The following is an 11,604-nucleotide window of genomic DNA, read 5'->3' as shown; positions in this document are numbered from 1 at the left end:
GGTGTCGGACGACCGCCGGCAGTGTCCCGCGTGTGGGTCGGCGGACGTGCGTAAGCGCCGCGAGACCGGCGGGGGCTGGCGTCGCGTCGTGCGGTGTACGGCGTGTGGGGCGCGCGTCGCCGCCGCCGAGCGCGACGAGTAGCTCAGCTCTCGTACGCGCGCCAGACGTACAGCGTCCCGTACGAGCGGTACGGCCGCCACGGCTCGGCGACCGTCCGCATCTCGTCGCGCTCGGTGACGTCGTAGAGGCTCGCGAGCCCCCGGCGAATCGCCAGGTCACCCAGCGGGAGGACGTCCTCACGGCCGAGGGCGAAGATGAGGAACATCTCCGCGGACCACTCCCCGATTCCTTTTATCCGTGTGAGTTCGTCGACGACGGCCTCGTTCGACAGCGACGAGAGCCGCTCCCGTGAGAGGTCGCGGTCGCGGAACGCCACGGCCGTGTTTCGGAGGTACTCGACCTTCGTGCGCGAGAGCCCCGCGTCGCGGAGGGGTTCGGAGTCGACGGCGAGGACGCCAGCGGGCGTGAGGTCGCCGTCGAAGAGCCCGAACACGCGTTCACGGATGGCTTCGGCCGACGCCGTCGAGAGCTGTTGGTTGATGATGGAGACACAGAGGCGTTCGAACGCGTTCTCGGCGGGCGTGAGCGTGACCGCACCGTGTGTCTCGACGAGGCCGGCCATGACCGGGTCCCGAGAGAGGACCCGTTTCCAGTCGTCCGTGTTCATGAGGAGGGGGCGCGGGCCCCGAAGAGGGGCCCGCGCGTCAGTGCGACTGTCGCCGTTCGGCTATTTGTATCCGTCGCCGAGCGGCCGGGCCGGTGAGCCGGTTCTCGGCCGGGGTGGATGCCGTCGGCGTCGGTGAGTCGGCGAGAGGCCGTGTCCGTCCCGTTGCTGCCGCCACTCGTCGTCCGAACTCGACCGCGACGCCCGCGGACGCCACCCGTCACTGGGTGACGTTGCCCCCAGGCGTCTCCGCAAACGCGTAACTTCTATACCACCCCGGTACACAGCCTCACAAGAGCATGAGTAAGTATCACAGTCGAGGCCTCGTCGAGGACTTCGGCCGGTGGCGGGAGTTCTCTGCCGGGATGTGGGCCTGGGTGTTCCACAAGTTCACGGGCTGGGTGCTCGTGGGGTATCTGTTCACCCACATCGCGGTCCTGTCGACCGCGCTGTCGGGCGCCGGGGCGTACACCAGTACCATCCAGGCGCTCGAGAGCCTCCTCGTGGTCCGCATCCTCGAGGTCGGGCTCCTCGCGGTCGCGGTGTTCCACATCCTCAACGGGCTCCGTCTCCTCCTCGTGGACCTCGGTGTCGGACTGGACGCACAGGACAAGAGCTTCTACGCGTCGCTCGTTCTGACGGGCGCGATCGTCGTCGCGAGTGTGCCGACGTTCATGGCGGGGGTGTTCTAGCGATGGCGGAGCGCTACTCCTCGTTCAAGCCGGGCGGCCGGCGGTGGCTCTGGCAGCGCATCACGGCGGCGTTCCTCGTCATCGTGCTCGCGTTCCACTTCTTCCTGCTTCACTTCGTCTACCACGCCGACGAGGTGACGTTCGCGCTGTCTTCCGCCAGAATGGAACAGCTCTCGTACTACTCGCTGATGGTCCTGTTCCTCGTGACGGCGACGTTCCACGGGGTCAACGGCGTCTACAACGCCCTCGTCAACCAGGGCCTCACCGGCACGAAACTCCAAGTCGTCAAAGGCACGCTCATCTTCGCCAGCGCGGTGCTCATCATCCAGGGCATCCGCACGGCGAACGCGTGGGCGGGCTTCCCGACGTTCTAACACCATGAGCACGCAAGTCCCAGAGACCCAGGAAGCGGAACCCGAGACCGAACAGCAAGCGCCCTCGAAGGGCGACGAACGCCGCGCCGAGCGCCGGCGCAAGGCCGCAGAGCGCGAGCGCGAACGGCAGGCGGAGGAAGCCGAGCGCGCCAAGGAGGACGAGAACACCGTCGAGCTGAAGGTGTTCAGATACGACCCCGAAGTCCCCGAGAAGGAGAAGCCGCGGTTCGACTCGTTCCACGTCCCGTTCGAGAAGGGGATGACGGTGCTCGACGCGCTGATGTACGCCCGGGACACCTACGACTCATCACTCACCTTCCGGCACTCCTGCCGGCAGGCGATCTGTGGGTCCGACGCCCTGTTCATCAACGGTCGACAGCGGCTCGGCTGTAAGACCCAGCTGTCGGACCTGGACGAGCCGGTCCGCGTCGAACCGCTCCCCCACCAGGAGGTCGTGAAAGACCTCGTCGTGGACATGGAGCACTTCTACGACCAGATGGAGGCCGTCGAGCCGTACTTCCAGACGAACGAGCTCCCCGACGGCGAACTCGAAGAGCAGCGACAGACCCGCGCGAACCGCGAGAAGGTCAAGATGTCCACGCGCTGTATCTGGTGTGGCGCGTGTATGTCCTCGTGTAACATCGCCGCGGGGGACAACCAGTACCTCGGACCGGCGGCCATCAACAAGGCGTATCGGTTCGCGATGGACGAGCGCGAGGGCGAGGACATCAAGCAGCAGCGTCTCGAGATTATCGAGCAGGAACACGGCGTCTGGCGCTGTCAGACGCAGTTCTCGTGTACCGAGGTCTGCCCGAAGGACATCCCGCTCACGGAGCACATCCAGGAGCTCAAGCGCGAGGCGGTCAAGAACAATCTGAAGTTCTGGTAACGGCGGGCGAGGACGGGGTGAAACACGGCGGAAACGCTCAAGTTCACCCAGTCCTAACCGACGCTCACGGACGAGCATTTAAAAAGGAACGCGGAACCAAACGGACACTCACTCATACAATGTACGAACACGACGTCATCGTGGTCGGCGCAGGCGGTGCGGGCCTGCGCGCGGCCATCGCAGCACAGGAAGAAGGGGCCGACGTGGCGATCGTCACGAAGCTCCACCCAGTCAGGAGTCACACCGGCGCAGCCGAAGGCGGTATCAACGCCGCCCTCCGCGAGGGCGACTCCTGGGAGGACCACGCCTACGACACCATGAAGGGGTCGGACTACCTGGGAGACGCCCCGGCGGTCGAGACGCTCTGTCGGGAGAGCCCCAAAGAGACGATTCAGCTCGAACACTGGGGGATGGCCTTCTCGCGCGACGAGGACGGCCGCGTCTCCCAGCGCCCGTTCGGCGGGCTCTCGTTCCCCCGGACCACCTACGCGGGTGCGGAGACCGGGCACCAGCTGCTCCACACGATGTACGAGCAGTTGGTCAAGCGCGGCATCGAGGTGTACGACGAGTGGTACGCGACGCGCCTCGCCGTCTCCGACGAGGAGGCCCCCGAAGAACGGACGTGTCACGGCGTCGTCGCCTACGACATCCAGTCGGGCGAGATTGCTGGCTTCCGCGCCCGCAAGGGTGTCGTCCTCGCGACGGGCGGACCCGGCCAGGTGTTCGACCACACCACCAACGCCGTCTCGAACACGGGCGACGGTGTGGCGATGGCCTACCGCGCCGGCGCGCCCATCGAGGACATGGAGTTCATTCAGTTCCACCCGACGACGCTCCCCTCCACGGGCGTTCTCATCTCCGAGGGCGTCCGCGGCGAAGGGGGCATCCTCTACAACGCGGAGGGCGAGCGCTTCATGTACGAACACGGCTACGCGAACAACGCCGGCGAACTCGCCTCGCGTGACGTGGTCTCCCGCGCCGAACTCACGGAAGTGAACGAGGGACGTGGCATCGACGACGAGTACGTCCACCTCGACATGCGCCACCTCGGCGAGGAACGCATCGTCGACCGCCTGGAGAACATCCTCCACCTCGCGGAGGACTTCGAGGGTGTCGACGGCCTCGAAGAGCCGATGCCGGTCAAGCCCGGCCAGCACTACGCGATGGGTGGCGTCGAGACCGACGAGAACGGTGAGACCTGCATCACGGGCCTGTACGCCGCCGGCGAGTGCGCCTGTGCGTCGGTCCACGGGGCCAACCGACTGGGTGGGAACGCCCTGCCGGAACTCATCGTCTTCGGCAAGCGCGCCGGCCAGCACGCCGCCGGTCGCGACCTCGGGACGGCGAAGATCGAGACGGGCAAGCGCGGCGAGTACGAGGTCGGCGAGGTCGACACGCCGGTCGAACCGGGCGAGGTGTTCGACAGTGGACCGGGCGACGTCGCCGCCGACGGTGGCACGGCGACGGACGGCGGGGCCGCCGCCGAGCTCACCCCCGGCGAGTACGTCGAGCGGGCGGTCACCGACGAGCGGACCCGCGTCGACGCGCTCATGTCGCGGGACGGAACCAACCACGCGAACATCCGCGCGAAGGTCCAGAAGTCCATGACGCGGTTCGTCAACGTCTTCCGCGAGGAGGAGGGCCTCAAGCAGGCGCTTCGCGACCTCCGTGAGGCCCGTGAGGCGTACCAGGACGTCGCAGTCTCGGACCCGTCGCGGACGTTCAACACGGACCTCATCCAGACCATCGAGACGCGGAACATCCTCGACCTCGCCGAGGCCATCACGCTCGGCGCGCTCGTCCGCGACGAGTTCCGTGGCGCGCACTGGCGGGCCGAACATCAAGAGCGCAAGGACGAGAAGTGGCTGAAACACACGATGCTCTCGTGGAACGATGGGACGCCCGAGGTGTGGTTCCGGCCCGTCATCCTCGAAGGCGAGGACAAGACGTACGAGCCGAAGATCCGCAGCTACTGAGCGGCTGCCCCCGTCCGCGTTCCACCGTTCGTTCTCACGTTCTTCCCACCTCTCGTCGGGCTACCAACGGGTATTTGCTTCCCCCGCGACTACCGGTTACTGGAAGGGTGGCTCAGTGGTAGAGCACGCCGGGTCCGACGCCTGTCGCCCGGTGGATATTTGGCTTCGCGTGGTTCGACTCCCGCCCCTTCCACTGTCCGTCTCGTGAGCGCGCTCCGTGAGCCGTCGGGTTCCCGATCGGACTCGCGCCCGCCGGCTGTTCGACGATCGTTGAATCGGGGTTTTAGTATTGTCGTACCCATCCGACGGAGTGATGCCAGCGCAGTCGACACACATCGAGGTCCCACGAGACGTACGGTCACCGCGAGCGAAACTCGTCTATCTGGCGCTCGCGACGGGCGGGGAGGCGACTGTGGAAGAACTCCAGGCCGCGCTGGCGATGACGAAGTTGACGTTGTACGGGGTCCTTCGAGCGCTCGCCGAGCGGGGACTCGTCGAAGAGGTGGAGGGTCGGTACGAGGTCAGTTCGTGTTCCGTGGGGAGCGGGCCTTCCTGACGTCCGCCCCGTCACGGACCATGTCTTCACAGCTCGGGCACACACGGGGGTTCTCGACACCATCAGGGGTGAAAACGCGCGCATACGCGGGGGTGACGAAAGAACCGCAGTTCTGGCACTCCGGCATAACGTGACGGAAATATGAGACACATATCATAAACTTTTCCCCGGTTGTCAGACGGAGGGCTGACGCCGGCGTCGAGACGGGGTCTTCACCTCTCAGTCACACGAGACTAATGACGACCCCGACGAGGATGAGCGCGAACACCAAGAGCGAGACGACGAGGAAGAACAGGTCTGGACCGTCCATACGCTCGGTTGCTCTCGATAACACATAAATCCAGCCGCCTTCCGGCCCGCAGACCGTCGTCGCGCTTACGAGTGGTCCGCGAGGGCCGCCCGGACGTGGAGATACGCCGAGAGGGTCTGGAGCACCACCGCACTCAACAGTGCGACGACGGCGACGAAGCCGACGGTGACACCGAGCGACGAGGGGGCGAACGGGTTTCCACCGCCGACGGCGAGGAAGGTGTCGAGGAGGTCGCGGCCGCCGAAACCCACGAGCACGAGCGCGTAGGTCACGGCAGTCGCGAGTCCCCCCGTTCCGAAGCCGAGCATCGAGCAGAGGCTCTCGAACGTCACCAGTTCCCGTGCCTGTCGCTCGTCGAGCGGGCGGAGTCTGAGTCGAGCGTGTTCGACGAGTGCGTGGCCGACACCGGTCCCGGCGACGAAGACGACGGCGACGAGCGCGACGAACGCGAGTTTCGGGGTGCTCGAGGCGACCGCCGGAACGTACGAGTCACGCACACTCGGTGGGAGGACGGAGAGCACAGGGAGGAGCGCGGCGAGCGCGAAGAGCAGATAACTCTGCCACGCCAGTTTACGATCGATGGGCTGGACGAAGTAGCTGAGCTGTCGTGCGCGGAGTCGCTCGTACGGGGAATCACTCAGGAGCTTCTCTGCGATCGGGTCTTCGAACGACACAGCGTGTCGTCGTCCACTCTCGGATATAACCGTACCGACCCGAGTATCGAGTTCTGATACGCTGAACTGTCCGTCGTCGGCGAACGTCGGCGTCGTGGCGCGGCGGTTTCCCGAAGCGACAGGCCGACACCGAGCGTGAGAATCACGACCGCGACCCGGCGCGAGTCGTACAACGTTTAAGCCACCCCCGACCAACCGACCGGATAGCATGTGTCGTGTTCGTCGCGTCGGTGTCACACTCCTCGTCGCCGTGCTGGTCCTCGGCAGCCTCACGGTCCCGCCCGCCGGAGCGACAGCACACCGCTCGCTGGCTCCGGGTGTGGGTCAGTTGGGCGACGCAGGTATCGAACCCGACGGCGTCCTGATGCGTGCGGACGTGCGCGCCGACGGCGACGCCCGCTGGACGGTCGAGTACCGTGTTCGGTTGAACGACGAGAACACCACGGCGGCGTTCGAGTCGCTTCGGGACGACATCGAGACCAACGAGACGGCGTACACGTCGACGTTCGCCGACCGGATGCGCGCGACGGCGCGGGCCGCCGCGAACGCGACCGGCCGGGAGATGACGATCCAGAACGTCTCCGTCCGCGCGACGCGTCGAAACCTCCCCCAGGAGTACGGCGTCGTCACCTACCAGTTCGAGTGGACCGGCTTCGCCGTCGCCGACGCGAACACGCTAGAGGCCGGAGACGCGCTCGCCGGCCTGTTCCTCGACCGGCAGACCACGTTCGTGGTCGGGTGGCCCGACGCCTACGCGACGACAGCCGTCCAGCCGACCCCGGACGAGCGACGCGACGACGCCGTCGTGTGGGTCGGCCCGACGGACTTCGCGGACGGAGAGCCAGCCGTCTCGCTGTCGACGACCGCCTCCGAGACGGCGGTCGGCGGTGGCGACGCGACCGCCGGAGTGGACGACGGTGCGACCGACGAAGCGGGCGGTGGCGACGGCCCGTCGTCGCTCACCCTCCTCGCTGGGGTGTTCCTCCTCGCGGTCGGGGTCGCCGGAGCGTTGCTGTGGCGGCGGTCACAGGGGTCCGTAGACGGCGGCCGCGGCGATGTCACGTCGGCCAGCGAAACGGCCCCGGATGCCGGCGGCGAAGCGGCAGCCACCGCCGAAGCCGATGCACGGCCCCACGGTGTCGAGGCGGCTGGCGGCGACACCGACACCGACGCCGACGCCGATGCCGATACCGAGGAGGACGAGCGTGCGGACACCGCGGACGACGAACGCGACAGCGAGGACACCGCCGCGCCGTGGGAGGACGACCTCCTCAGTAACGAGGAACGGGTGCTCGCGCTCCTCGACCACCACGACGGACGGATGAAACAGCAGGCGGTCGCCGCCGAACTCGACTGGTCGGACGCGAAGACGAGTCAGGTCATCGGGAAGCTCCGCGACGCCGAGGAGGTCGAGACCTTCCGCCTCGGTCGGGAGAACGTGGTGGCGCTCCCCGGTAGTGGTCTCACGTGACCCCGACGCGGCAACCCGGCCCCTCAACGAGTCGTTAAACCCGGGTGAATCGGGGTGAATCCGGCCTGATAGTCGTGGAGCTATAAACAGCTCCCACACGAACAGGAAGACGAGATGAGACGAATCGGGACCGTTCTCGTGGTCGTCCTCACCGTCGTCGCCGGGGTCGCGGTGCCGGTGGTCGGGGTGCAGGCGGCGACGTCGACGACCGGCATCGGCGGCGGGACGGTCTGGGCGCAGACCGAGACGGCTGACGCGGGGAACGAGACGGCGTCGGAGCCGGCACCCGGGACCCGGTTGGCCGGGTCAGTCGGGGTGCAGGGAGCCGAACTCGGCGGCGAACTCGAGAGCCGCTCGTTCGAACACCAGCTGCGCCGCTCGAACTCCGACGCGTCGAAGGCGCAGGTCGTCGCTCACCAGGCCGAACAGAGTCAGGCGCGACTGGACGCGCTCCGAACCGACCTGCAGGAACTCGAGGCCGCCCGTGAGAACGGAACCGTCTCCGAGACCGCCTATCGCGTCCGGACAGCACAGTTGAGTGCGCGAGCGGCCGCGCTGCAGCGGCTGTCGAAGAGCACCTCGGAGACGGCGGGCACGCTCCCGGCCGCGGCGCTCCAGCGACACGGTGTGAACCTGACGGAACTCGAGGCGGTTCGTTCCGGTGCCGACCGGCTCACCGGTCCCGAACGCGCCGCCATCGCTCGGAGCGTCGCAGGGCCGGGGGCCGCCCGCGCCAATGGCTTCGGACAGGCGGGGAACGCGAGTCAGGAAGGCCCGGCCCGGGCAGGGCCACCGGCGGACGCTCCCGGGCGGAACGGGAACGCACGGGCGGAGAACGCGAGCGCGCCGGGCGAGCCGGCCGGCGCTGCGCCCGATGACGCTCGGGCCCAGAACGAGACGGCCACCGCCAGCGACCGGCCGAACGGCGGTGAATCGGCCGACGGCGCGAACGGCCGAGACGGAAACCGTGGCAACGGGAACGGCGACGGGAACCGCGGCGGAAACAGTGACGGGAGCCGCGGCGGTGGAAACGGCGCCGCTGACCCCGAGCGCTCGGGATCCGGGTCCGGGCCTCCCGGGGGCTGACCGCTCACCCGGTCGACCGTCCGATACGGTCTTCCGGACCGACACCTGTCCGGAATCGTGTTACTCTTTTGTGCAGATACAATTATACCGCTCCGACTCGTCTGAAGGGACTGATGCAGTCCGCGTTCGCCGTGATCGCGCTCCCCGTCGGTCTCGTGCTCGTGACGGTGAGCGTGGTGACCGCGGCGCTGTACACGCCGTACACGACCTCGAGAGTCGATACGACCATCACGGCGTTCATCGGCGTGACGCTGCAGCTGGGGGGCCTCGTCGCGACCTCGTCGGCCGTTCTCTTCGTCTTCGGGATGCTGGAGGTCGCCGGACTGACCGTGCCGCTGCTCGCTCAGGTGGTCCTCGCGTACGCGGCGAGTCACCTGACCATCTACGTCGCCTGCCTCAAGGTCACCGCGCTGCAAGAGCGCCCACTGGACCCGGACGTCGTGTTACAGTCGGGACCGCTGCAGTTCCTCTCGCGCGGTTCGAACCCAGGCGATGCGTCCGCCGAGAAGCCCTGAGGACCCCCCGTTCGACGCAGCGTCAGACGGACGTCTGTCACAAAGTATTTACTTACGTCGTCGGTAGTGGCTGGTAGACCGAGGAGGTCCAGCGGCAGACCGCGGGTAGGGGTACACGCCTCTGACGCTGGCTCCCGGCACATTATCCAGGACACAACGACGGGGAGAGACATCCGTCTCGACGGCGCGACCGACGACAGATACTTCCTTCGATACCTCATAATCGAACGTGAGGGATTGAGATGAGTGCCACCCGACTCGCCCACTGCCCAGGGTGTGGCTGGACCGGCGACGTACTCGAACTGGACGACAGCCAGGGTGGACCGAACTGTCCGACCTGTGGCGACCAGGTCAGAGTACGCTGAGAACGACCGTCCCGTTCGCGAACCCACGCAACCCGGCACACCCAGTCGTTGACCGTCACGACATCCGAACGAAGTCGCGTGACGGCCGATGTTTTTGTCTGTCTGTCCCGTACGCCCACTCATGTCGACTGCCCGAACACTCCTCGCCACGTTCCTCGTCGCCCTCGTCCTCGTGGGCACCGTCGGTGCCGTCCCGGCCCCCCGTGACGCACCAGCCGACACGGCCCCACCGGTTCGCGTCTTCGTTGCCGAGACGCTGGACGTCTCGACCGTCCAACTGACTGGCGGCGGGACTATCGGGTCAGGGTCGGTGACGCTCGTCGGCGTCGCAGGCGCGGCGGACGGGACGAGCGAGACCATCACCGACTCGACGAACGCCGACTTCGACGGGTTCGAGACCGGCGGCTACGACGTCTCTGCGGACGGCGACGGCCGCGCGGATGTCGTCGTCGCCGAGCCGCGCGTGACCAGTGTCGTCGTTCGAAACCAGAACGGAGCGAACGTGACCGACGGCTGGGAGCCCACGGGGCAGTCGCTCACCGTGACCGTCGAGTACAACTTCGACGAGGCCGACCGCGTCGACGTGACGGTCGAGAGCCCCGACGGGTTGGACGTGACGGATGGGGTCACGACCGACGACCGCATCGCGACGAGCGGCGACTCCGTGCGGCTCGACCTCTCCGAGGAGCCCGTCGGGACGTTCAGCATCACCGTCGAGGGGAGTGACCTCGACCGCGCGACGCAGACGGTGACGGTTCGGACGGGCCCTCGAGAGACGGCGACGGCGGTCCCGACGACCCCACGGACGCCCACGCCCGAGACACCGACCGACACCCCCACGGCGACGGTGACGGGACCGCTGACCGAAGCCCCGACGGAACGGCCGACGGAGACATCGACCCCCACACCGACCGAGACGCGGACCCCACCTGAGACGCCGACACCGACGGCGTCGCCGACGCCGACGGACACGACCGCGACGTCGACGCCGGGGTTCCAGGTCGGGGCCGGGGTCGCTGCGCTGGTGGTGCTGTCGTACCTGGTGCGCAGACGGCGTGGCTGACCGGAGCACCCACGCGCTCGTCGCCGGAGGGCGCGTGCTGAAGCCGGCGCTCGGCGGCGCTCTCGTGACATCTCCCGGCGCTGTGACGAGTTCCCGTTCTCGGCTCGCGGGAGCCGAGAGCCACGCACCGACCGACCAAACGTGCCCGCGGTGGCTCGCAGAACAGAGCCAGGGACGGGATTCGAACCCGTGAAGTCTCGATTACAAGTCGAGTGCATGAACCGCCCATGCTCCCCTGGCGCGTCTCGGGATTATCCGTCCTCCTTTGAGTGTGTATCGTTTCGGGCCGATTTCTCCAGTTCTACGCGGTGGGTCCGGTAGCCGTGTCGCTCGTAGAACCGACGAGCGTCGGCGTTGTCGGCCATCGCTTCGAGCGCGAAGACGTCGGCGCCGAACGCCGCGAGCGCCGCCTCGGCACGTTCGAGGAGTGCGCTCCCGACCCCCCGGCCTCGGTAGGACGGTACGACGAAGAGGTTGTGAACTATGCCGCGGGTGACCGTCTGTTCGTAGTCGCCCTGTTCCAGCCCACACATGACGAAGCCGACGATGTCGCCCCCGTCGTCCCCGCGGGCGACGAACAGCCCATCACCGACGACGTGGTGGGCGACGGACGCCCGCACAGGTGTCCGGTTCGCCTCGGGACGGAGGTGTGAGTCGTGGTCGCGCTGGTCGCGCGCGAGACGGACCCACAGCTCGACGAGCGTATCGACGTCGGCGAGGACGGCAGAATCGATGGAGACTCCGGGAGGGGTGGGTGGCATAATCGGACATGACGCCTCGAACGGATGGATATTCCGACGAATGGGCATAAGAGAGCCCCCGAAACATATCTGTGAGACAACACGATTGGCCATGGGAAGAAAGGTTTATGGGTGTTTCACTACCGCAGACCCATGAGGATAGTTATC

General features: G+C 67.3%; 15 protein-coding genes and 2 tRNA genes. 12 read left to right on the top strand and 5 right to left on the bottom strand.

Translation table 11 applies throughout. The features are described 5' to 3' along the window. Position 1 precedes the first annotated feature (1 nt). Positions 2–142 carry a eukaryotic translation initiation factor eIF-2-beta/eIF-5 family protein gene (locus tag E6N53_RS20700; protein ID WP_161596538.1) on the top strand — a complete coding sequence of 47 codons (141 nt, stop codon included), beginning with the start codon at positions 2–4 and terminating at the stop codon, positions 140–142. 1 nt (position 143) lies between these two features. On the opposite strand, the gene E6N53_RS09435 is transcribed toward E6N53_RS20700, so the two are convergent. Beyond that, positions 144–728: a DNA-3-methyladenine glycosylase family protein gene (locus E6N53_RS09435; protein WP_142858760.1), complete on the bottom strand. Its 585-nt coding sequence runs from the start codon at positions 726–728 to the stop codon at positions 144–146. 296 nt (positions 729–1,024) lie between these two features. Here E6N53_RS09435 and sdhC point away from each other — a divergent pair, with 296 nt between their 5' ends. The 6 genes from sdhC (at position 1,025) to E6N53_RS09405 (ending at position 5,212) form a co-directional block, all read left to right on the top strand. Next, positions 1,025–1,417, top strand: a complete 393-nt coding sequence (sdhC, locus tag E6N53_RS09430) for a succinate dehydrogenase, cytochrome b556 subunit (RefSeq protein ID WP_136590101.1) — start codon at positions 1,025–1,027, stop codon at positions 1,415–1,417. A 2-nt stretch (positions 1,418–1,419) separates the two neighbouring features. Continuing rightward, positions 1,420–1,791 (top strand): succinate dehydrogenase/fumarate reductase transmembrane subunit, encoded by a 372-nt coding sequence (locus E6N53_RS09425; protein WP_136590100.1) that lies wholly within the window; start codon positions 1,420–1,422, stop codon positions 1,789–1,791. 4 nt (positions 1,792–1,795) lie between these two features. Next, positions 1,796–2,680 carry a succinate dehydrogenase/fumarate reductase iron-sulfur subunit gene (locus E6N53_RS09420; RefSeq protein WP_136601881.1) on the top strand — a complete coding sequence of 295 codons (885 nt, stop codon included), beginning with the start codon at positions 1,796–1,798 and terminating at the stop codon, positions 2,678–2,680. A gap of 119 nt (positions 2,681–2,799) precedes the next feature. Next, on the top strand, positions 2,800–4,656 hold the full coding sequence (locus E6N53_RS09415; protein WP_136590098.1) for an FAD-binding protein: 1,857 nt from the start codon (positions 2,800–2,802) through the stop codon (positions 4,654–4,656). A gap of 101 nt (positions 4,657–4,757) precedes the next feature. After that, positions 4,758–4,849, top strand: a tRNA-OTHER gene (locus tag E6N53_RS09410). Between the two features lie 120 nt (positions 4,850–4,969). Further along, positions 4,970–5,212 carry a helix-turn-helix domain-containing protein gene (locus E6N53_RS09405; RefSeq protein ID WP_142858758.1) on the top strand — a complete coding sequence of 81 codons (243 nt, stop codon included), beginning with the start codon at positions 4,970–4,972 and terminating at the stop codon, positions 5,210–5,212. Here the strand turns inward: E6N53_RS09405 and E6N53_RS21735 are convergent. Together E6N53_RS21735 and E6N53_RS09400 are read right to left on the bottom strand one after the other, a co-directional pair. Beyond that, complete coding sequence (locus E6N53_RS21735) at positions 5,178–5,339, bottom strand: DUF7563 family protein (protein WP_449329024.1); 162 nt, start codon at positions 5,337–5,339, stop codon at positions 5,178–5,180. The genes E6N53_RS09405 and E6N53_RS21735 overlap by 35 nt on opposite strands. 248 nt (positions 5,340–5,587) lie before the next feature. Beyond that, positions 5,588–6,196, bottom strand: a complete 609-nt coding sequence (locus E6N53_RS09400; RefSeq protein ID WP_142858756.1) for a hypothetical protein — start codon at positions 6,194–6,196, stop codon at positions 5,588–5,590. A gap of 208 nt (positions 6,197–6,404) precedes the next feature. Here E6N53_RS09400 and E6N53_RS09395 point away from each other — a divergent pair, with 208 nt between their 5' ends. The 5 genes from E6N53_RS09395 (at position 6,405) to E6N53_RS09380 (ending at position 10,696) form a co-directional block, all read left to right on the top strand. Then, positions 6,405–7,667 carry a helix-turn-helix transcriptional regulator gene (locus tag E6N53_RS09395; protein WP_142858754.1) on the top strand — a complete coding sequence of 421 codons (1,263 nt, stop codon included), beginning with the start codon at positions 6,405–6,407 and terminating at the stop codon, positions 7,665–7,667. Between the two features lie 114 nt (positions 7,668–7,781). Next, positions 7,782–8,753 carry a hypothetical protein gene (locus tag E6N53_RS09390; protein ID WP_142858751.1) on the top strand — a complete coding sequence of 324 codons (972 nt, stop codon included), beginning with the start codon at positions 7,782–7,784 and terminating at the stop codon, positions 8,751–8,753. A 113-nt stretch (positions 8,754–8,866) separates the two neighbouring features. Beyond that, on the top strand, positions 8,867–9,268 hold the full coding sequence (locus E6N53_RS09385; RefSeq protein ID WP_142858748.1) for a DUF8133 family membrane protein: 402 nt from the start codon (positions 8,867–8,869) through the stop codon (positions 9,266–9,268). 242 nt (positions 9,269–9,510) lie between these two features. Then, a complete protein-coding gene (locus E6N53_RS21445) occupies positions 9,511–9,633 on the top strand; it encodes a hypothetical protein (protein ID WP_269090095.1) in 123 nt (40 codons plus the stop codon). 121 nt (positions 9,634–9,754) lie between these two features. Continuing rightward, positions 9,755–10,696, top strand: a complete 942-nt coding sequence (locus tag E6N53_RS09380) for a hypothetical protein (protein ID WP_142858746.1) — start codon at positions 9,755–9,757, stop codon at positions 10,694–10,696. 166 nt (positions 10,697–10,862) lie between these two features. Here E6N53_RS09380 and E6N53_RS09375 read toward each other — a convergent pair. Together E6N53_RS09375 and E6N53_RS09370 are read right to left on the bottom strand one after the other, a co-directional pair. Beyond that, a tRNA-Thr gene (locus E6N53_RS09375) sits at positions 10,863–10,936 on the bottom strand. 11 nt (positions 10,937–10,947) lie between these two features. Continuing rightward, positions 10,948–11,457, bottom strand: coding sequence for a GNAT family N-acetyltransferase (locus tag E6N53_RS09370; protein ID WP_142858744.1), 510 nt, complete (start codon positions 11,455–11,457; stop codon positions 10,948–10,950). Positions 11,458–11,604: the final 147 nt, after the last annotated feature.

The sequence above is a fragment of the Salinigranum halophilum genome (assembly GCF_007004735.1).
Classification (GTDB): Archaea; Halobacteriota; Halobacteria; order Halobacteriales; family Haloferacaceae; genus Salinigranum; species Salinigranum halophilum.
Note: the sequence above shows the minus strand (reverse complement) of the source record. Positions and strands in the feature narration are given on the sequence as shown.